The 20750-nt window shown below is 61.9% G+C and carries 17 protein-coding genes; 5 read left to right on the forward strand and 12 right to left on the reverse strand.

The genetic code is table 11. The annotated features are described in order from the left end of the window. Positions 1 to 332 precede the first annotated feature (332 nt). Positions 333 to 530, forward strand: a complete 198-nt coding sequence (locus HBJ59_RS31515; RefSeq protein WP_076013218.1) for a PA3496 family putative envelope integrity protein — start codon at positions 333 to 335, stop codon at positions 528 to 530. Here HBJ59_RS31515 and HBJ59_RS14495 read toward each other — a convergent pair. Continuing rightward, positions 460 to 1434, reverse strand: a complete 975-nt coding sequence (locus tag HBJ59_RS14495) for a LysR family transcriptional regulator (RefSeq protein WP_076013217.1) — start codon at positions 1432 to 1434, stop codon at positions 460 to 462. The two genes, HBJ59_RS31515 and HBJ59_RS14495, sit on opposite strands and share 71 nt — an antisense overlap. Positions 1435 to 1630: 196 nt before the next feature. Here HBJ59_RS14495 and HBJ59_RS14500 point away from each other — a divergent pair, with 196 nt between their 5' ends. Together HBJ59_RS14500 and oadA are read left to right on the forward strand one after the other, a co-directional pair. Next, a complete protein-coding gene (locus HBJ59_RS14500) occupies positions 1631 to 3046 on the forward strand; it encodes an acetyl-CoA carboxylase biotin carboxylase subunit (protein WP_003213442.1) in 1416 nt (471 codons plus the stop codon). An 11-nt stretch (positions 3047 to 3057) separates the two neighbouring features. Continuing rightward, a complete protein-coding gene (oadA, locus tag HBJ59_RS14505; protein WP_076013216.1) occupies positions 3058 to 4866 on the forward strand; it encodes a sodium-extruding oxaloacetate decarboxylase subunit alpha in 1809 nt (602 codons plus the stop codon). 74 nt (positions 4867 to 4940) lie between these two features. Here the strand turns inward: oadA and HBJ59_RS14510 are convergent, their stop codons facing one another. The 3 genes from HBJ59_RS14510 to HBJ59_RS14520 all read right to left on the reverse strand — a co-directional run bounded on the left by HBJ59_RS14510 (position 4941) and on the right by HBJ59_RS14520 (position 10538). Continuing rightward, complete coding sequence (locus HBJ59_RS14510; protein WP_143503519.1) at positions 4941 to 6014, reverse strand: hypothetical protein; 1074 nt, start codon at positions 6012 to 6014, stop codon at positions 4941 to 4943. Between the two features lie 111 nt (positions 6015 to 6125). Next, the gene (locus HBJ59_RS14515) at positions 6126 to 7454 is read right to left on the reverse strand and encodes an autotransporter domain-containing protein (RefSeq protein ID WP_167663963.1); all 1329 of its coding nucleotides are present in this window, start codon (positions 7452 to 7454) and stop codon (positions 6126 to 6128) included. A gap of 111 nt (positions 7455 to 7565) precedes the next feature. Next, the gene (locus HBJ59_RS14520) at positions 7566 to 10538 is read right to left on the reverse strand and encodes an autotransporter domain-containing protein (protein ID WP_167663964.1); all 2973 of its coding nucleotides are present in this window, start codon (positions 10536 to 10538) and stop codon (positions 7566 to 7568) included. 355 nt (positions 10539 to 10893) lie between these two features. Between HBJ59_RS14520 and HBJ59_RS14525 the strand changes: the two genes are divergently transcribed. After that, the gene (locus HBJ59_RS14525; RefSeq protein WP_076013212.1) at positions 10894 to 11160 is read left to right on the forward strand and encodes a hypothetical protein; all 267 of its coding nucleotides are present in this window, start codon (positions 10894 to 10896) and stop codon (positions 11158 to 11160) included. Between the two features lie 144 nt (positions 11161 to 11304). Here the strand turns inward: HBJ59_RS14525 and HBJ59_RS14530 are convergent, their stop codons facing one another. The 3 genes from HBJ59_RS14530 to HBJ59_RS14540 are packed head-to-tail and all read right to left on the reverse strand — an operon-like array spanning position 11305 to position 13068. Then, a complete protein-coding gene (locus HBJ59_RS14530) occupies positions 11305 to 11976 on the reverse strand; it encodes a GNAT family N-acetyltransferase (RefSeq protein ID WP_167663965.1) in 672 nt (223 codons plus the stop codon). A gap of 13 nt (positions 11977 to 11989) precedes the next feature. Then, positions 11990 to 12436, reverse strand: coding sequence for a GNAT family N-acetyltransferase (locus HBJ59_RS14535; RefSeq protein ID WP_167663966.1), 447 nt, complete (start codon positions 12434 to 12436; stop codon positions 11990 to 11992). Next, the gene (locus tag HBJ59_RS14540; RefSeq protein WP_076013210.1) at positions 12433 to 13068 is read right to left on the reverse strand and encodes an FMN-binding negative transcriptional regulator; all 636 of its coding nucleotides are present in this window, start codon (positions 13066 to 13068) and stop codon (positions 12433 to 12435) included. Before HBJ59_RS14540 ends, HBJ59_RS14535 begins: the two co-directional genes overlap by 4 nt. 90 nt (positions 13069 to 13158) lie before the next feature. Between HBJ59_RS14540 and HBJ59_RS14545 the strand changes: the two genes are divergently transcribed. Next, positions 13159 to 14721 carry a PLP-dependent aminotransferase family protein gene (locus HBJ59_RS14545; protein WP_167663967.1) on the forward strand — a complete coding sequence of 521 codons (1563 nt, stop codon included), beginning with the start codon at positions 13159 to 13161 and terminating at the stop codon, positions 14719 to 14721. A 21-nt stretch (positions 14722 to 14742) separates the two neighbouring features. Here HBJ59_RS14545 and HBJ59_RS14550 read toward each other — a convergent pair whose 3' ends face one another. The 5 genes from HBJ59_RS14550 to HBJ59_RS14570 form a co-directional block, all read right to left on the reverse strand. After that, positions 14743 to 15834, reverse strand: a complete 1092-nt coding sequence (locus tag HBJ59_RS14550; protein ID WP_167663968.1) for a polyamine ABC transporter substrate-binding protein — start codon at positions 15832 to 15834, stop codon at positions 14743 to 14745. Continuing rightward, on the reverse strand, positions 15831 to 16865 hold the full coding sequence (locus HBJ59_RS14555) for a histone deacetylase family protein (RefSeq protein ID WP_167663969.1): 1035 nt from the start codon (positions 16863 to 16865) through the stop codon (positions 15831 to 15833). The genes HBJ59_RS14550 and HBJ59_RS14555 overlap by 4 nt, the downstream gene beginning before the upstream one ends. A 155-nt stretch (positions 16866 to 17020) precedes the next feature. Next, positions 17021 to 18013 carry an AraC family transcriptional regulator gene (locus HBJ59_RS14560; RefSeq protein WP_076013206.1) on the reverse strand — a complete coding sequence of 331 codons (993 nt, stop codon included), beginning with the start codon at positions 18011 to 18013 and terminating at the stop codon, positions 17021 to 17023. Positions 18014 to 18063: 50 nt separating this feature from the next. Beyond that, the gene (locus tag HBJ59_RS14565; protein WP_167663970.1) at positions 18064 to 19041 is read right to left on the reverse strand and encodes an asparaginase; all 978 of its coding nucleotides are present in this window, start codon (positions 19039 to 19041) and stop codon (positions 18064 to 18066) included. A 77-nt stretch (positions 19042 to 19118) separates the two neighbouring features. Continuing rightward, entirely contained in the window at positions 19119 to 20570 is a 1452-nt protein-coding gene (locus tag HBJ59_RS14570; protein ID WP_167663971.1) for a sodium:alanine symporter family protein, read from the reverse strand. Positions 20571 to 20750: the final 180 nt, after the last annotated feature.

Here is a 20750-nt window from a genome sequence, read left to right on the forward strand (position 1 = left end):
TCTATCGTCGGTCATGGCCGATGCATTCCTTATCGGCGCTTTGGTGAAGGGGTGGGGCGAAGTCTCCCACGGTCTGTACTGGCTAGAGTCAGATGCTGGCTTTTAGTCCCACCACCCCTACAAGTCTAACCATACAAGCGGGCTTGCTCGCGAATGCGCAGTGTCAGTCACCGAATATGCTGGCTGGCCCACCGCATTCGCGAGCAAGCCCGCTCCCACATTTTGATTGGGTTCTGCCCCGGAAGATTCATCGTCCTGTCATCCCCGTGCCGCTAAACCGTCATTGCCCAAGCCCATCCTGAACTCCCCGTACTCGCATTGGGAGACTCGAAATGGCTCGGCAATACGAAGAAAGCAATAGCACCGTCAAGACTCGTCGCCAACAGGAAGACCAGCGCCGCATGGCTTTCCGACGCGCAATTGAAGACCGCTGCGATCAGCGTCAATTGCAACAGAGCATCAGTGACTATCCGGAACTTCATTGGCAGGCACCCGCGGCTGCCCAGCGAAGCGCTCAGCCAGCGCGCTGATCTGTAGCCGCTCGCTGCGGATAAAGCCCAGGAATGCATGGGCCACCGGTGACAGACGCTTGGCCTTGGCCTGCACCAGGCACCAACTGCGGTACAGCGGCAGTTCTTCCACCGGCAGCTCCTTGAGCCCGCCGGTGGCCAGTTCCAGGTTGACCGCGTGGCGCGTCAGCAGTGCCACGCCCAACCCGGCGGTCACGCACTCTCGCTGCGCCTCGGCCGAGGATACTTCCACCGTCTGGGTGAAGTGCACGCGCTTCTCCTTGAAGTACTCCTCGCACGCCATCCGCGTCCCGGACCCTGGCTCGCGTAACAGCAGCGTGTAAGGCTCCAGGTCCTGCAAACGCAGCGGCCCTTGATGGCTCAGCGGATGGTCGTGGGGCGCCACGGCAACAATCGGGTTGTTCAGGAACGGCAGGAATTCCAGGCCCATGTCCTGGGGCACCATGGACATGATCACCAGGTCATCACGGTTGTCCGACAGCCTGCGAATCACCTGGGCGCGGTTGACCACCGTCAGGTGCAGGTTGACCTCCGGGTGCTGGCGCTTGAAGGCGGCAAACAGGTGCGGCACGAAGTACTTGGCGCTGGATTCCACCGCCAGTTTCAGCTGGCCTTGCAATGAGCCCTGCATGTCGGAGAGCTGCATATCGAGGTTTTCCAGGCGCCCGAAGATGTCTCGGCTGGCCCTTTGCAACGCTTCGGCTGCTTCAGTCATATAGAGCTTTTTGCCGACGTAATCGAATAACGGCTGGCCCAGCAGCTCTTCCAGCTGCTTGATTTGTAGGCTAACGGCCGGCTGCGTGAGAGACATTTCCTCAGCCGCACGGCTGTAGGAGCGCAAATCACAGACCTCATTGAAAATTTGCAACTGACGCAATGTCATACGCATCAATGACTTACGCATTGTTCAAACCCTCCTGCCGACCTCTGATGCGCTGACTATAAGTCTTTACTTATACACAACCCAATTATTATTGATTTTTGTTAATCCCTGCAGGGGCATAGTGTGTGTCTCGCGACTGGCTTGAAACATTTGGTCACGCGCCGACCCGGCTCCAGCGGGTCGAAGTAGCTAGCAATCGGCTCAAGGGAATTTCCAAGTGATAAAAAAGATCCTGATCGCCAACCGTGGTGAGATTGCCGTACGTATCGTGCGTGCTTGCGCCGAGATGGGTATTCGTTCGGTCGCGGTCTATTCCGATGCCGATCGCCATGCCCTGCATGTAAAGCGCGCAGATGAAGCCCACAGCATCGGCGCCGAGCCATTGGCCGGTTACCTGAACCCGCGCAAGCTGGTGAACCTCGCGGTGGAAACCGGTTGCGACGCGCTGCACCCCGGCTACGGCTTTCTCTCGGAAAACGCCGAGCTGGCAGATATTTGCGCCGAACGCGGGATCAAATTCATCGGCCCGTCGGCCGAAGTGATTCGCCGCATGGGCGACAAGACCGAAGCCCGCCGCAGCATGATCAAGGCCGGCGTGCCGGTCACCCCGGGCACCGAAGGCAACGTTGCCGACATCGCTGAAGCTCTCACCGAAGGCGACCGTATCGGTTACCCGGTGATGCTCAAGGCCACCTCCGGTGGTGGCGGTCGCGGCATTCGTCGCTGCAACAGCCGTGAAGAACTCGAACAAGCCTTCCCTCGCGTGATTTCCGAAGCCACCAAGGCGTTCGGTTCGGCGGAAGTGTTCCTGGAAAAATGCATCGTCAATCCCAAGCACATTGAGGCGCAGATCCTCGGTGACAGCTTTGGCAACGTGGTGCATTTGTTCGAGCGTGATTGCTCGATCCAGCGCCGCAACCAGAAGCTCATCGAAATCGCCCCGAGCCCCCAGCTGACCCCTGAACAGCGCGCCTACATCGGCGACCTGTCGGTGCGCGCAGCCAAGGCCGTGGGCTACGAGAACGCCGGCACCGTGGAGTTCCTGCTCGCCGAGGGCGAGGTGTACTTCATGGAGATGAACACCCGGGTGCAGGTGGAACACACCATCACCGAAGAAATCACCGGCATCGACATTGTGCGTGAGCAGATCCGCATCGCGTCGGGCCTGCCGCTGTCGGTCAAGCAGGAAGACATTCAGCACCGGGGTTTCGCGTTGCAGTTCCGGATCAACGCCGAAGACCCGAAGAACAACTTCCTCCCAAGTTTCGGCAAGATCACCCGTTACTACGCACCCGGCGGCCCCGGCGTGCGCACCGACACGGCGATCTATACCGGCTACACCATCCCGCCGTTCTACGACTCCATGTGCCTGAAGCTGGTGGTGTGGGCGTTGACCTGGGAAGAAGCCATGGACCGCGGCCTGCGCGCCCTGGACGACATGCGGCTGCAAGGCGTGAAGACCACCGCCGCCTATTACCAGGAAATCCTGCGCAACCCGGAATTCCGCAGCGGCCAGTTCAACACCAGTTTCGTGGAAAGCCACCCTGAGCTGACCAACTACTCGATCAAGCGCAAACCCGAAGAGCTGGCCCTGGCCATCGCCGCCGCCATCGCCGCCCACGCAGGCCTGTGAGGAATATAAGAATGAGCAAGAAGATCTTCGTAACCGACACCATCCTGCGCGACGCCCACCAATCGTTGCTGGCGACCCGCATGCGCACCGACGACATGCTGCCGATCTGCGACAAGCTCGACAAAGTCGGCTACTGGTCCCTGGAAGTCTGGGGCGGCGCGACCTTCGACGCCTGCGTACGCTTTCTGAAAGAAGACCCGTGGGAGCGCCTGCGCAAGCTGCGTGCGGCATTGCCCAACACGCGCCTGCAAATGCTGCTGCGCGGCCAGAACCTGCTGGGCTACCGCCACTACAGCGACGACGTGGTCAAAGCCTTCGTCGCTAAAGCTGCCGTCAACGGTATCGACGTGTTCCGTATCTTCGATGCGATGAACGACGTGCGTAACCTGCGTGTGGCCATCGAAGCGGTAAAAGCAGCGGGCAAACATGCCCAGGGCACCATCGCCTACACCACCAGCCCGGTGCACACCGTCGAAGCGTTCGTGGCCCAGGCCAAGCAGTTGGAATCCATGGGTTGCGACTCGATCGCGATCAAGGACATGGCCGGCCTGCTGACGCCGTACGCCACCGGCGAACTGGTCAAGGCGCTGAAAGCCGAGCAAAGCCTGCCGATCTTCATCCACTCCCACGACACCGCCGGCCTGGCTGCGATGTGCCAACTCAAGGCTATCGAAAACGGCGCCGACCATATCGACACCGCCATCTCCAGCTTCGCCTGGGGCACCAGCCACCCGGGCACCGAGTCGATGGTCGCCGCCCTTAAAGGCAGCGAGTTCGACACCGGCCTGAGCCTGGAACTGCTGCAGGAAATCGGCCTGTACTTCTACGCCGTGCGCAAGAAGTACCACCAGTTCGAAAGCGAATTCACGGCGGTCGATACCCGTGTGCAAGTCAACCAGGTACCGGGCGGGATGATTTCCAACCTGGCCAACCAGTTGAAAGAGCAGGGCGCGCTGAACCGCATGAGCGAAGTGCTGGCTGAAATCCCGCGAGTGCGTGAAGACCTCGGCTTCCCGCCGCTGGTTACCCCGACCTCGCAGATTGTCGGCACCCAGGCGTTCTTCAACGTGCTGGCCGGCGAGCGCTACAAGACCATCACCAACGAAGTGAAGCTGTACCTGCAAGGCGGCTACGGCAAGGCGCCGGGCACTGTGAATGAAAAACTGCGGCGCCAGGCCATCGGCAGCGAAGAAGTTATCGACGTCCGTCCGGCCGATCTGCTCAAGCCGGAAATGACCAAGCTGCGCGGCGAAATCGGCGCGCTGGCCAAGTCCGAAGAAGACGTGCTGACCTACGCCATGTTCCCGGACATCGGCCGCAAGTTCCTCGAAGAGCGTGATGCCGGCACCTTGAGCCCTGAAGTGTTGTTGCCGATTCCTGAAGCCGGCGGCGTGGCCCGCGCCGGTGGTGAAGGTGTGCCGACCGAGTTCGTGATCGACGTGCACGGCGAAAGCTACCGCGTGGATATCACCGGGGTGGGCGTCAAGGCTGAAGGCAAGCGCCACTTCTACCTGTCCATCGACGGCATGCCCGAAGAAGTGGTGTTCGAACCGCTCAACGAATTCGTCAGCAGCGGCGGCAGCAAGCGCAAGCACGCCACCGAGCCGGGTCATGTCAGCACGGCGATGCCGGGCAACATCGTCGACGTGCTGGTCAAGGAAGGCGATGTGGTCAAGGCCGGCCAGGCCGTGTTGATCACTGAAGCGATGAAGATGGAGACCGAAGTACAGGCGTCTATCGCCGGCAAGGTCACCGCCGTTCACGTGGCCAAGGGCGACCGGGTCAACCCGGGTGAAATCCTGATTGAAATCGAAGGCTGACTGACAGCCTTCGACACTACCGCTTAATCCTCGGGGGGGCATGTGCCCCCTTTTTTTTCGCCTGGGATTTGCCCTCAGGCCGCCACGGCTTCCTTGGGTTTGAACGCCACAAAAACGCCGGTTGGGGTGTAGATCAGCTCCGGGGTGTAGGCCTTCAGGTTGCTGGTAACCGTGCCGAACTCGCCGTCAACCTGCTGGGCATCAACCACCCGTAGTTGCCGCGCCAGGAGCTGGTCGGTCTCGGCGGTGACTTCGATGTTCAACGTGGCGTTGTTCAGGACGGCGCGGTTGTCGACTTTCAACGTGCTGTGGGTTTCATCCGTGCCGACCTTGAAGGCCAGTGTCGAACCCGGTTCAAGGCGCAAGGTGTCCTTGACCCTTGTCTGCGACTTCGTCGCCGGGTCGAGCTGCAGGGTGCCCGCAACATTCAGGCTACCAACGGTGCCTCCCGTGTAAGTACCTCCCGGGCGTACGTGCATCTCCCCGCCGATTCGGCTTTTGTTGATCAGGGTCGCGTTGGCGTAGACCTCGCCGTTCTGGTTGGCGGGCACGGGGCCGGTCAAGGTCCAGGCGCCGCTGCCCACCCACAGGTGTTGCATCTGGCTGGCGCCGTCAAAGGTGCCACCCTTGGCACTGTCCAGGAGCACCTGATTGGTGCCGCTGCCTCCGTCGACTGCGCCGTCGAAACCGCCGCTGCTGCGCACAATCAACAGGTCGTCGCCGCCGCCCATGTCCAGGGCAATGCCGTTGCTGCCTTTGATCATGCCTGCGTTCACCACCTCGTCTGCCTGGTTGCCCGCAAGTTTTACCCCGGTACCCTTTTTGTTTTCGATAAGGCCCTGGTTTTCCAGCCAGACAGGGTTCTGGCCGGCGCTTGAAAGGCCCTGGGTCGTGGCGGTAGGCGAGTTGGTGATTTCGATGCCTCGCAGTGAAGTGCGGGGGCCGGTTTTGGCGTAGGGCGAAATCAGCTGGCTGACACTATCGATGTCCAGTCCTGCCCCATTGTTGAGGGTTACGGAGATGGAGGTGAAGTTTGCGCCGACCGGGGCGGCTGAAGGTGGCCGAGGCGCCACGGCCTCGGCCAATGACCGAGTGCCGTAGGCCAGCAGGGAGCCCATGGAAGGAAAGTACGGGATTGTCGACGACATAATGTTCCGGCCTCTTGGGTAAAAGAGACCGGAATGTAGCGAGCAACCCGGGTTGATGACTGTCAGGACATCGGGCCGATGCTTGCGGGATTGTTCCTCAATTCACTGAGGTTAGAACGCCATCCGCCAGTTGCCCATCAGTCCTTGTTGATGGCTGTTGCTGCCGACCTCGGCGGTATAGGCCAGGCCCACGGTCTGTTGCGCCGAGAGTGCCAGGTCGAGCCCGGTGTGCAGGGCCAGGCTGTCACGGTCAAGGGAGGTGCCTTCGATGTTGAAGTCACTGTTGAAGGTTGTCCGTTTTACCCAGGCGGAGGATTGGCGCACGCTGCTGCCCACGTCGCCGTAGAGATGCTTCCAGCTAGTGCTCAGATGCGGTTTCAAGGTCATGCGGTTATCCAGCTCAAACGCGCTGGCCATGCGCAGGCCGAAGTTACTGCTGAGGTTTTCCTGGGTCTGGGTGCCGACGTTCAGCGCTGTAAAGCCGCCTTTTTCCTTGTAGCTGTCACGGTGATAGCGCTGGTAGCCGACACCGGCAAAAGGTTCGACGCTGAAGCTGCCCTTGTCCAGTTGATAGCCCAGTTCGGCGAAAGCGTTCTGGCTTTGGGCGTTGTATTTGCCTTTGGCCTGCTCGCGATAATCGACGAAGTCAAAGTCCACGGAACGTTTGGTTTGGCCGGCATGGCTGCTGTAGATCGCACCCAGGCGCAGGGCCAGGGGGCCGTCCTGCCGCACCGCGTAACCACCAAGGTGCCAGCTGTCCAGATCACCCTTGAAGCGTCTGGCGCTCAGGTCGCTGGCAGATTTGGCACCCATCACGCCCACTCGCCATGCGTCATTCACTGACCAGTCGCCACCCAGCATCAGGCCTTTTGTTCGGCGATCCAGCCCCGCGCTGCCGTGCTGCCCGTCGAGCTTGCCAGTGTCGCCCAGAGCCTGGAGCCAGACGTGGCCATTGCCTGCGCCATCGCTGACGTTGCGGCCATCGCTCAGTTGGCGCATGGCTGAAAGCAGGCTGCTATTGAGCTGTTTCATGCTGTCTTGAGTGGCAGTGCCGAGGTTGGCGTTCTGGCTGCCTGCCAGTTGCTCAAGGACTGCACCCACACGGCCGGGTGCCAGATCGCCGAGTTCCCGGGCGACACTTTCCAGTTCGTACTCATCCCATTCGTCGAGTTCTCCCGACTCGAGAAGGGTGTCCACGGCGGAGTCCAGCACGCGAGCGACCTGCTGACCGTTGCGGGTGGTCGCTTGGTTGGCGAAGTAGAAGTCGGGAGTGGGCTCGGATGGCGTGGGATACAGGTGGCCCTGTTGGCCGACCACCGGCTGTGAGGTGAACCACTCGCTGTCTGGATCAATCTCCCCTTGCGCCTGGACGAATTGAGCGCTGGTGGCTCCCAGTGCGAAGGTGATGGCAACAGCGAGTTGTTTCTGTAGGAGTGGCATGTAAACCGAACCTCTTGATGTATGAGGTCGGGAAATCTAGCGAGGTAAAGGGCGAATAAATGTCAGGCTATCCACCCTTGGCTTGCCGGAGATGTCTCTAGTGGGCTGCGATTAAAAACTCATCTGCCAATGCCCGATCAATCCATGAGTGCGGCTGTTATTGCCGATGTCGCCGCTGTAGCCCACGCCCAGCGTGTGGCGAGCCGACAGGCCAACATCCAGCCCGGCCTCCAGCATCAAGCTGTCACGGTCCAGTGCGCTGCCTTCGACGTTGAACGCGGTACCGCCCATCAGGAAGGCCTGGCGAGTGCTGCTGTCGACATCGCCGTAGGTGTGTTTCCAGCCGGCGCTGACCCGTGGCGTGAGGCTGATGCCATTGTCGAGCTGGCTCAGGTGCGCCAGGCGCAGGCCGAACGTGCTGCTGAAATTGTCCTGGGTTTGCCCATCGACACGCAGCGCGGCGGCGCCGCCTTTTTCGTTATAGCTGTCGCGGTGGTAGCGCTGGTAACCGAGGTTGGCGAACGGCTCGGCGCTGAGGCGCCCGCTGCCCAGGGCATAACCCAGTTCGGCGAAGGCTTGTTGGCTGTTGGCGTCGTAGTCACCTTTGGGGCGATCGCTGAAACCGTCGAAGGTCACGGTGCGTTTGCTGTCGCCTTGATGCCCACTGTAGGCAGCACCAAGGCGCAAGGCCAGCGGTCCACTCTGGCGCATGGCGTAGACGCCGGCGTGCCAGCTGTCGACGCTGCCATCGACGCCGGTGGTGTCCAGGTCTGTCTTCGAATAACCGCCCAGTACGCCCACGCGCCAGTCCGAATCGAGCGCCCAATCGGCCCCCAGCACGCTGCCCTTGGTGCGCTGGGTCAGGCCATTGCTGCCGTGGTCGCCGTCGAGCTTGCCGTAGCTGGCGATGCCTTGCAGCCACAGGCGGCCCCGGGCATTCGGATCGTTGAGGTTACGGGCTTCGGCGGGTACGCCAGTGGCGGCCAGTACGGGGGGGTCTTTTTGATCAAGGCCCACCAGCAATCCTGCGCCGCCGCCCAGTTGATGCATGGCGCTCAGCATGCTGTTGCCGACCTGGGCGCTGGCGCCGAGGGTGGCGCTGGTCAGGTTGGCGTTGCTGCTGCCCGCCAGTTGCTCGATGGCGGCACCGGCGCTGTTGTTGGTGGTGTTGAGCAGGGCGTTATACAGTGGGTTGTTGTTGCCCAGGCTCGCCAGGGCGTTGGCGGCGCGGGTGCCGTTGCCGGTGTTGGCGAACTGATTGAAGGCAATATCATTACGGGTGTAGGTCAGGCCAACCTGGGTAGGGCTGTAATCCAGGGTGGGGGTGAGGAAGGCATAGTCGCTGGTGACCTTGCCGAATGTGCCATGGATGCTGCCGGCTTGCAGCACCGTGTAGTGGCTCTGCCACGGGTAGGTGCCGGTGCCTGGGTTGACCGCCAGGGTCGCGCCATTCAGATAGGCAGTGCCTCCGATCTGAACCGGTGCACTGCTGCCGTCGGCATTCACGCCATAGGCCAGGGTCGAGCCACTGGTCATGGTCAGGTCGCGGGTGATTCTGGCGGTGCCGAGTGCAGTGTTGGTCTGCAACGTGCCTTTGACCAACAGGCTGCCGACGCTGCCGCCACCGGCATAAATACCGCCTTCATCGACGGTCACGTTGCCGGCGATCCCGCCTTGGTTGATCAGCTTGGCGCCGCTGAAAATCTCGCCGCCATCGCTGAAGTCACCGCTGCCGGTGAGGGTCCAGGTGCCTTGCTTCACGTCCAGCCATTCAAAGTTGCGGCTGTCGCCGAAACTGCCGCCGGCGGCGTCGTCCATGATCACGCGGTCATATCCGGTGCCGCCATCCACCACGCCGACAAAACGGCTGCCACCGAGCAGAGTCAGCTTGTCATCGCCGCCGCCCATATCCAGGGCCAGGCCGTTACTGCCGCTGATCAAGCCAGCGTTGACCACCGTGTCGGCAAACTCGCCGACGAACTTCACACCAAAGCCGTTCAAGCCCTGGATGGTGCCGTGGTTGATCAGGGTCGTGGCTGCCAGTCCCGGGCCGTCGCTGCCGTCGTCCACCAGCACCGCGTTATTGGCGCCGCTCACCAGCGCGCCGACACCGTTGAACACATAGCCACCGCCGAGGGCGATGCCTTCGCTGCCGTTGGCAAAGCCGTTTTTGTCGACGCCACCGGCGCCCACGCCCTGGATGACTCCGTAGTTTTCAATGTGGGCGATCTTGTCGATGTCCACGCCGTCGCCGTCGCCATCTGGCTGCAGTCCGGAGAATGCGCCAGTGATGGTGCCGTGGTTGATCACCGTGCCGTCGCCGTCGGAGCCAAAGCCCGAGCCGTTGCGGCCGATCACCGTGCCGTAGTTGGTCAGCGTAGCGCCCAGGTCGGTGGTGATGCCGTGGCGGCCGCCGGAGATGAGGCCGTAGTTGGTGACGGTCACGCCGGTGGCGGAGTCGATGTCGACGCCGTCGAATTTGTCATCGCGCGAGTGGGTGTCACCGGTGGAAATCTCGCCGTAGTTGGTGATCGTAGCGTTGCCGCCGGTCTTCATGCCGTCGCTGGCGTCGCCGCGAATCAACCCGCCCAGGCGGTTGATGATGGTGGTGCTGACGTTGGGGCTGCGGATCGCATCCAGGTCCAGCCCTTGGCCGGTGGCGGAGCGAATGGTGCCGCTGTTATCGATCAACAGGCTGCCGCTGGCGAAATTACTGTCGATGCGCAGCGCGTCGTTGGCACCCTGGATCACGCCGCCGGCGCGGTTGTAGATGCTGTAGTTGCGAGCGCCGGTGAGGTCGCCGCTGCTGTCGATCCCGCGGCCGCCGGTGGAGGCGATAGTGCCGGAGTTATCGATCCGCACGCCGTTGCCGCTGGTGCCATCTTTCAAGGTCACCGCGACTTTGGAGGTGGTGATGCTGCCCGGGGCCGAGATCGTCAACGAGTCACTGCCACCCAGGGTTTGCCCGGTGGTGGTGGGCGTGTCGATCTGCAGCGTCTTGGTTGGCGTGGGCGCCGCATCGACAAAACCGCTGCTGACCAGCAGGCCGAGAGTGAGCGCAAGGCGCTGGGGCGAAGGGGGCATGGCGGGCGACCTTGTTTTTGGAAAATAGTCGACCTGTATAGCGAAGGTTTTTTACAGAATGATGGCGGGGAGGTGACAGAAGAGTGCAATTTATTGCAGCTTTTGCAGCTTTATCATGCAATAAACGCAATATATTGCAGCTTGCCGTGTTCAGTCCGTTTGAATTGAAGGTGGGAGCGTTGAAGCTTCGTAGAAGCTTATAGGAAAAGGCGATCATGAGATTTTTGATCGTGGGCAAGTATTTTAAGGTATAGCCGCTGGCATATAGTCCGCCGGTTGCTGATTCGTAGGTGACCGATCTTAGCCGGTCGAAAGCAAAGTGAGACCTCTGAACTTCAATTACGAGTCTTTCTTCATGCCCAACTACACCGCTCTTGAAAGTAATATCAGCTGTGACCCCGTCCTGTTCCTCAACCCCGATGCCGACGCCCGCGGGCTACTCGAAACCGCCACCCAGCGCATCGAGGCTGCCCGCAATTTGCTCAATAGCGTGATCTGTCTGAGTACCGAGCGCGTGGAGGGCACGGACCTGCAACACTTCGCCTCGGCGGCGCATCTGTTGTTGCAGGATGGTTGTGACGCCTTGCAGGCGTTGGGGTGGAAAGAGGGCAGGGTTGGCTGAGCACAAGGCCCGGATACGCTGAAGATACAATGTGGGAGCCGGGCTTGCCCGCGATGACGGTGGGTCAGTTAATACATTTGTGACGGATACACCGCTTTCGCGAGCAAGCCCGCTCCCACATTTGTAAGGGGGTGGCAGGGTGGATTAGGTACGGCATTCCACCAGCGTTTTCAACTGTCCCGAACCGGTCTGGTTGGCATCTGACAGCCACCGCTCAAACCCCGCCCCAATCGCCGGCCATTCCCCATCCAGGATCGAATACCACGCCGTATCCCGGTTGCGGCCCTTGACCACGGTGTGCTGGCGAAACACCCCTTCAAAACTGAAACCCAAACGCTCGGCCGCATTTTTGGAGCGGGCGTTGGCGTTGTTGCACTTCCATTCCAGGCGACGATTGCCCAGCTCAAACGAGTGCTTGGCCAGCAGGTACACCGCCTCGGTGCTTTTCGGTGAGCGCTGCATCGGCGCGCCGAAGGTCACGTGGCCGATTTCGATGCGGCCTTGCTCGGGCACGATGGACATCAGGCTGAGGATGCCTTGTACGTCGCCGCTGGCCTTGTCGATCACGCTGAAGAAGTACGGGTCGCTGTGGGACGCGTGGTTGTTCAGCCAGGCGTCGAAGGCGGCGCGCTCAGGAAACGGGCCGTAAGGCAAATAATCCCATAACGTCGGATCCGCGCCGGGGCCTTGCAGGGCGTTGAACAGGTCATCGCCGTGGCGGGCCGGGTCGAGTTTTTCCAGGCGGATGAAGCGCCCTTCGATAACGGTGACGGTGGGCGCCGGGACGCCTTTCCAGTCGGCCAATGATGTCGTCATGCTGTGCTTCTCCTTAAAGACCTTTGCGAAACTGGATAAAGCCGGGGCGTTCGGCGATGCGTTCGTACAGCTGGATGGCGGTGGCGTTGGTCTCGTGGGTCAGCCAGTGGACCTTGCAGCAGCCGTCGGCCTTGGCGGTGGCGTAGACGAATTCGATCAGTTTGCGGCCGACGCCGGTGCCACGCTGGGCCGGGTCTACCAGCAAGTCCTGCAGGTAGCAGGAGTTTTCGATGCTCCAGTTGGAGCGGTGGTAGATGAAGTTGACCATGCCTACGGCCTTGCCGTCCTGCCAGGCCAGGGCCGAATGGGTCGGCTCATTGGCGTCGATCAGGCGTTGCCAAGTGTTCTGGCTGACGGCGTCGGGCAACTCGGTGTTGTAAAAACGCAGGTAGGCCTGCCACAGGGGCAGCCATGCGGCGTGGTCGGCGGCGCCGACCTGGCGGATTTCGATCTGGCTCATGATGGCTCCTTGGGGATAAAGCGGGCGAGGGTCTGGTCGCGCACATCGGTGCTGGCCGCAAGGCCGTCGCGAACCCCAGCGATGTCTGCCGGGCTGCGGTTCTGGCTTAGTTTGCGTTTGCCTTCCAGGCGCTGGATGGGCAGGGCAAAGCCGACGATGGCCTTGAGCATGCCGTCGATGTAATCGGCCGGGGCGTCGCTGACGTTCCAGGGTTGGGCGCGATTGCCTTCATGGCGGTCGGTGAGGGCACTGACCAACTCCAGCAGGCGCTCGGCATCGGTGAACACTTCGCCGGTGCCGTAGGCGTGTACCGCGATGTAGTTCCAGGTCGGCACCACTTTGCCGTGTTCGGCTTTGGCCGGGTAAAACGACGGGCTGACGTAGGCCTCGGCACCGGCAAAAATCACCAGGGCCTCGCCGCCATTTTGCAGGTCCTGCCACTGGCGATTGGCCTTGGCCATGTGCCCGTAAAGGGTGCCGTTGGGCCCTTCATCGGGGTTGAGCAGCAGCGGTAAATGGCTGGCTTGCAGGCCTTGCTCACCGAAAGTGACCAGTTGCGCCAAGCGCGTGTGCTGGATCAGTTGCTGGATTTCGGGCAAGTCATCGAGGGCAAAGGCGCGTGGTGTGTACATGAAGATTTTCCTTGGCGAATGCTTGCATCCTAGGCAGGCTATTGGTTCGTTGTAAGAGCCATCTACAGTCAATTTCATAGGTCCAATTCTATGCCTGCCTTAGAACCACCGCTCTCGTTCAACCCGGCGGGTATCGAGTTGGACCGTCGCCAGGGCCTCACGCGCCAGCTCTATCAGGCGCTGCGCCAGCGGGTATTGGATGGCCGGCTGGTCAGTGGCACTCGGCTCCCCGCCAGCCGCGACCTGGCAGCCGCGTTGTCGATTTCACGCAATAGCGTGGTCCGCGCTTACGACCAACTGTATGCCGAAGGATTTATCGAAGGCCGAGTGGGTGATGGCACCTATGTCGCGCAATTGCCACAGACACCGACTCCCGCAAAAAAACTATCCACAAAAGTGTCCACAGGGTTATCAACAGGCTTATCCCCAGGGTTATCCACAAAACGGCCGGATTTACCTGGGGTTTCGTCCAGTCAAGTTATCCACAGCGGTGCGTTGGCGCGGGTGGAAAACAATCATTTGGCACTTCCACCCGGCGGTCCGCCGAGGGCTTTCAGGGTGGGCGTACCGGCTTTTGATCTGTTCCCCTTCGACGTGTGGGCCAAGCTGAATGCGGCTTTCTGGCGCAAGCCGGACTTGCAGCAGCTGTGTTATGGCGACCCGGCAGGCGACGAGCGCCTGCGTGGATTGATTGCTGCCTATTTGCGCAGTTCTCGCGGCATGCAGTGCAGTGCTGAGCAAATAGTGATCACCAGTGGCGCGCAGCAGGCAATCAGCCTTTGTGCACAGTTGCTGGTGGAGCCCGGCGATGCAGTTGCCATTGAAAATCCGGGGTATCGGGCGGCGGGCCATGCGTTCGCAGTGGCGGGGGGCCAATTGCATGGCGTGACGGTGGACAGCGAGGGCATCGACTGCGCTGCCTTGAACGGCCTCGGCAGTTGCCGCTTGGCCTACGTCACCCCATCGCATCAATACCCCACCGGAGTGGTGATGAGCCTGGCCCGGCGCCTGGAACTGCTGGCCTGGGCCGAGCGTACGGGCGGCTGGATCGTCGAGGATGACTACGACGGTGAGTACCGCTACAGCGGCGCGCCCCTGGCTCCGCTGGCGGCCCTGGATCGTACGGGGCGGGTGCTGTATGTCGGGACCTTCGGCAAGGTGGCCTTTCCGGCGCTGCGCCTGGGCTACCTGGTGTTGCCGGTCGGCCTGGTCCAGGGCTTTGCCCGTCGCCGTGCGGTGGACGTGCGCCACTCGGAAGTCAGCACTCAAGCGGTGATGGCGGAGTTCATGGCGACCGGGCACTTTCAACGCCATGTGCGCCGGATGCGCCGAGCCGCGCAGAGCCGGCTCAATGCGCTGGTGGCCGAATGGCCCGCTGGTATAGATGGCGTTGGCCGCCTCCCGTCAGTGGCGGCCGGGCTGCACTTGACCGTGCGGGTCGACAGCCTGGCGCGGGAACAGGCGCTGATCGCACAGGCCGCGGCGGTGGGTGTGGAGATCAATGGCCTGAGCAGCTATTGGTTGCCGGACTCGCTTACACCGCAGGATCAACGTGCAGGATTGGTGTTGGGGTTTGCTGCCGTGCCCGAGGCGCAGATCAGCCAGGCGTTGAAGCGCTTGGGCCAGGTTTGGCGCGCGCCGGTTACGCGCTGAGGCGCAACCGGCGGCCACCGATCAGGTGCCGGACTTGATCTTGGTCCAGGCGCGGGTCCTGGCCCGTTCTGCATCGCGGCCCAGCGGTTTCAAGGTATAGAGCGTGGCCATCGCCGTTTCGGTGGGGTACAGGTTGGGGTTGCTGCGGATCGCCGGGTCGACCAGCGAGGTGGCGTCCTTATTGGGGTTGGGATAACCGACAAAGTCACTGATCGGCGCGATCACGCCCGGTTGCAGCAGGTAGTTGATAAAGGTGTAGGCGTCTTCCGGGTCCTTGGCGCCTTTGGGGATGGCGAGCATATCGAACCAGATTGGCGCACCTTCTTTCGGCAGGCGCATGTCCACGGTCACGCCGTTCTTGGCTTCCTTGGCGCGGTTGGCGGCCTGGGAGAAGCTGCCGGAATAGCCGACCGCCACGCAGATGTCACCGTTGGCAATGTCGGCCATGTACTTGGACGAGTGGAAATAGGTGATGTACGGACGGATCTTCATCAGCAGCGCTTCGGCTTTGACATAGTCCGCCGGGTTGCTGCTGTTGGGGTCCAGGCCCAGGTGCTGCAAGGCCAGCGGCAGGATCTCCGACGGCGAATCCAGCAGCGCCACGCCGCATTGCTTGAGCTTGCTGATGTTTTCGACGTTGAAGATCAAGTCCCAGCTGTCCACGGGCGCGTTGGCACCCAGCGCGGCCTTGACCTTGTCCGGGTTGAAGCCGATCAGGATGGTGCCGTACATGTAGGGCACGGCGAACTTATTACCCGGGTCGTTGGCCTCGATCAGCTTCATCAACTTGGGATCGAGGTGGTTCCAGTTGGGCAGTTTGCTGCGGTCCAGCGGCTGGAACACCGAGGCTTCGATCTGCTTGGCCAGGAACACGTTGGACGGCACCACCACGTCATAGCCGGAGTTGCCGGTCAGCAGCTTGGCCTCAAGGGCTTCGTTGGTGTCGAAGATGTCGTAGACCAGCTTGACGCTGGGGTTCTGCGCCTTGAAATCTTCCAGGGCCTTGGGGGTGATGTAGTCGAACCAGTTGTAGACCCGCAGGGTTCTTTCTTCGGCGTGCGCGGCCCCGCTCAGCACGGCGGCGCAGAGGACGAGATGCTTGAGCATGTTCATTGGACGAATCCCTCAAAACCTTCGAGAACGTTGACGGCATTGATGCCGATTTCTTCCACGGCGTAGCCGCCTTCCATCACAAACAGCGTCGGTTTGCCGAGGCGGGCGATTCGCGCGCCCATCGCCAGGTAGTCCGGGCTGTCGAGCTTGAACTGGGAGATCGGGTCGTCCTTGAAGGTGTCCACGCCCAGCGAGACCACGATGATGTCGGCGCCATAGCGTTCAATCTCCTCGCACGCCTGCTCCAGCGCGGCGCTCCAGCGGTCCCAGCCAGAACCTGCAGGCAGCGGATAATTGAAGTTGAAACCTTCACCGGCGCCTTCGCCCGACTCGTCGGCATAGCCCAGGAAGAACGGAAATTCCGCTTCCGGATGGCCATGGATCGAGGTGAACAGCACATCGTTGCGCTCGTAGAAAATCGACTGGGTACCGTTGCCGTGGTGGTAGTCCACGTCGAGGATGGCGACCTTCCCGTGGCCCTGGTCGAGAAACGCCTGGGCTGCGATCGCCGCGTTGTTGAGGTAGCAATAGCCGCCCATCAAGTCGCTGGCGGCATGGTGCCCGGGCGGACGGCACAGGGCGAAGGCGCTGTGGGCACCTTGCTGGATCGCCTGTTGCGCAGTCAGCGCGACTTGCGCTGCGCTGTAGGCCGCTTGCCAGGTGCCGGCGGTGATCGGCGCGCCGCCGTCGAAGCTGTAATAGCCGAGCTGGCCGTGCAGGCTGGTGGGGATGACCCGGCGCAAAGTGCGTGCGGGCCAGGTGTAGGGCAGCAGATCTCCGTCCTGGCCGAACGCGGTCCAGCGCTCCCAGGCGCCTTTAAAGAAGTCCAGATAGGCGGGGCTGTGAATGCGTTGCAGCGGCGCCAGGCCAAAATCGTTGGGCGCTTGCACCGGTCCCAGTTCGCGCTCCTTGACCCGTTGCAACACATGGTCGGCGCGCGAGGGCATTTCAAAACACGGCATCAGTTGCCCGTCCATCAACTCGCACCGGCCATGATGCAGGTGGTGATCGTCCGAGTAGATCGTCAGCATATTGTTGTTCTCCGCAGGCTGAATCGGTGAGGTCCAGTCTTGCGGCGGTCGGGATTTATGAGAATGGCAGGAGCGGCCAAAAGGGGATCAATATGGCCAAAGTGTGTGACCGCAATTCGCCCCGAAATGGCGCGGCCACGCCCCACCAAGTGGCTTCAGGGGCGGAACTGGCTGGGCGCTACGCCGCTCCAGCGCACAAAGGCGTGACGGAAACTTGCGGTTTCGCTGAAGCCCAGCGCCTCGGCAATTCGGTAAATAGGCAGTTCATCCTCGCCCAGCAACCGTTTGGCCCGCTCGAAGCGTAGCTCGTCCAGCAACTCCTGATAGCTGCAGCCCAAGTCATGCAGGTGCCGGCGTAGCGTGCGGGGGGAGCAGTTCATCTGCTCGGCCAGGCCATCGAGTCCCGGCGCGGCGCTGAGTTGGCTGGCGAGCAGGTGGCGAATCTTGCCCAGCCAGGCCTGGCGCCCGGTGAACTCGGTGTTTTGCTTGCGGCAGCGCTCGGCCATGGCCTGGTGGGTGACGGCGTCGGCTAACGGCAGGGGCTGGTCCAGCCAGCTTCGGTCGAAGGCAAACGCGTTGGCGGTGGCGCCGAATTGCAGCGAGCAGGCAAAGCTTTCGGCGTACCGCGCGCGGTAATCCGGGGCGTCATGTTCAAAGCGCGCACCCAGCAGCGGCAAGGCATGCCCCAGCAGGTCGTCGCAGATCACCTTCAACGAAGCCAGGCAAAGTTCGACGTTGAACATTTCCAGTGCCGGATTTTCTCGGTAATCCGCGGCGCTGAACCAGATGCGCGTGCCGTCTTCCTCGAGGTCCAGCTCGAAAAGTGTTCCCAGCAGCGCCGGATACCGCAGCGCCAGGCGCAAAGCGTCACCGAAGGTGGCACTGGTGAGCAGTGCGTAACCGAGCATGCCATAGGAAGAAACGTGCATTTGCCGGCCCAGCTCCAGGCCGATATCCCGGCGCAGTGCCACGGCGTTGGCGCACACGCGCATCTCCTGGTTGGTGGTGATGCGGGTGTCGGCGCGGCTCAAGTCCGCCGCGCAGATACCGCTGCCGGCCAGCAAGGCCTCGGCGGGTTGGCCTTCGGCCTTGAAGGTATTCAGCACCAACGAGACGGCATTGAGGGTGGTGAGGTGGGAGTGCAGCATGGGTGCTTCCAGCCAGGGGATGGCTGGAAGAGGAGCAAGTTATATGCCGGTCAGCTCAGTTCGCCGCACAGGTCGAGTTCGACAAGGCGGCGGACTTCGGCGGTGTCCAGCCCGGCGCCGATCAAGGCATTGAGCTTGCCGAACACGGCTTCCCGGGTCATCCCGCCACCTGACAACACGCCCACGCCACGCAAGCGGCTACCGGCTTCGTACACATCCAGCTCCACGCCGCCTTCATGGCATTGGGTAATTGCCACCACCACCACGCCGTTATCCTGCGCGCGCTGGAGGCTGGCGAGGAACTGCGGGTTGTCGCTCGGCCCGGTGCCGCTGCCGAAGCATTCCAGCACCAGCGCCTGGATGCCACTGTCGATCAACCCGTCCAATTGCGCGGCGGCGATGCCCGGCACCAGTGGCAGCACGCCCACATTGGCCAGCGCCTTGGCCTGGCGGTAATGCAGCGCTGCTGGCACCAGTTCGGCCTTGGCCACGCCGCCATTACGCCGTAACGCGGCAAACGGATGGCGACCAAAACTGCGGATTTTCGCGCAACGGGTCGGGGCCATCAGTGCACCGTGGAAGTACAGTTGCACGCCCGGCGCCAGGCCTTCGCCCAAGGCTGCCAACGCACCGCTGACGTTTTCCCAGGCATCGCTGTCGGGCACGCCGGCAGGCAGCATCGAGCCGGTGAACAGCACCGGTGCGGGCAGGCCCAGCAGTTGGAAACTCATGGCGGCCGCGCTGTAGGCCAGGGTGTCGGTGCCGTGCAGCACCAGTACGGCGTCGCAGCCCTCGTCCACCGCCTCAATCACGGCGGCGCGCAGGCGCTGCCAGTAGGCGGGGGTCATGTTGGCGCTGTCGATCAGCGGGGACATTTCCCGGAAGCGCCAGGCTGGCATATTCAGTTGGGCGAGGGCTTCGCTCATTCGCGCTTCAAAACCCGAAGCGGGGGCCAGGCCGTTTGCGCTGGCCTGCATGCCGATGGTGCCGCCGGTGTAGAGCACCATGACGTTGTTGGCTGGTTGCATTGAAGAATCTCCTGAACGAAAAACGCCGCCGGGCCCAGAGCATGCCCAAGGCCGGGCGGCGTGTCATCTATCTAGGTTTAGCGTTGCGTTTGAGTGCTCAGTTCAACCGATGCTTGAGCGGTTGGCTCAGCCTTCACCGGGTTCGCCGGCCAGGCCTTGCGGTCCAGGTCCAGGTCCGGGAACTTGCTGGAATCAAACACGGGCGTCTTGATGCCCGCAGCACGCTGGCCGTCGTAGTCATTCAGGATACGCATGGCGATCTTGAACAGGAACGCCAGGGCAAACAGGTTGACGAACGCGAGCATGGTCATGGTGATGTCGGCGAAAGCGAACACGGTGCCGAGGTTCTCGATGGAACCCCAGAAAATCAGCACCAGCACCAGCGCACGGTAGCCCATCAACACCTTGCGATTGTCGCCCACGATGAAGCGCAGGTTGCTCTCGCCGAGGTAGTAGTTGTACATGATCGAGGTGAACACGAACAACGCCAAGGCCACCGAGATGAACATCCGGCCCCAGTCACCGACCACTGCCGCGAGGGAGTTCTGGGTCAGGGCAATGCCGTCGCCTTCAAAGCCAGGGGTGTAGAAGCCGGAGAGCAGGATCAGCAACGCGGTGCAGGTGCAGATCACAAAGGTGTCGAGGAACACGCTGAACGCTTGCACCACGCCTTGGGCGATCGGGTGCTCTACCGACGCGACTGCCGCCACGTTAGGCGCACTGCCCAGGCCGGCTTCGTTGGCGAACACGCCGCGTTTCACGCCCATGATGATCGCGCTACCCACCAGGCCACCGAAGGCCTGATCGAGGCCGAAGGCGCTCTTGACGATGGTCGCGAGCATGGCCGGTACGTGGTCGAATTGCAGCACGATCACGTACAGGGTCACGGCGATGTAGACCAGGGTCTTGACCGGCACCAGCAGGTCGGCGATCGAGGCGATACGCTTGATCCCGCCAATGAACACCAAGCCCAGCAGCACAGCCAGGGCCAGGCCGGTGTAGGTGGTGTCGAGGCCAAACGCGTTGTTCAGCGAGTGGGTTACGGCGTGGGCTTGCAGACCGTTGAAGGCGAAACCGAAGGTCACCAGCAGCAGGAACGCCATCACCATGCCCAACCAGCGCTTGTGCAGGCCATGCTGGATGTAATACGCCGGGCCACCACGGTAGGTGCCTTCAGCGTCGGTGCGTTTGTAGAGCTGGCCGAGGGAGCACTCGATAAAGCTCGAGGACATGCCCACCAGTGCGGTGACCCACATCCAGAATACGGCGCCCGGGCCACCCAGGGTCACGGCAATGCCGACGCCTGCGATGTTGCCGGCACCCACGCGCCCGGCGAGGCTGAGCATCAGCGCCTGGAACGAGCTGAGCTGGCCGGCGCTGCTTTTCAGGCTGTCGCGAAATACCGAAAACATGTGGAAAAAGTGACGCAACTGAACGAAACGCGAGCGGATCGTGAAGTAACCACCGAGCCCGACAATGAGCACGATCAATACTTTCCCTGAGAGGAAGTCGTTGATGACTTCTAGCATGGAGTGTTCCTCGCTGATTTTTCTAATGGCAAACGCAGGACGGTCCGACGCATCGCTCGGCACCAGGCAGTGCACGACGCTTCGACCCCAATCCTTTTGCGGGTGTTGTTATTCATGCGGTTTCGCGCTTACCAGGGTCTCGTTACCGACGACCGCTGACGCGAAGAGGGGCGGCACTAT

This window comes from Pseudomonas sp. AN3A02 (assembly GCF_011765255.1).
In the GTDB taxonomy this organism is placed as follows: Bacteria; Pseudomonadota; Gammaproteobacteria; order Pseudomonadales; family Pseudomonadaceae; genus Aquipseudomonas.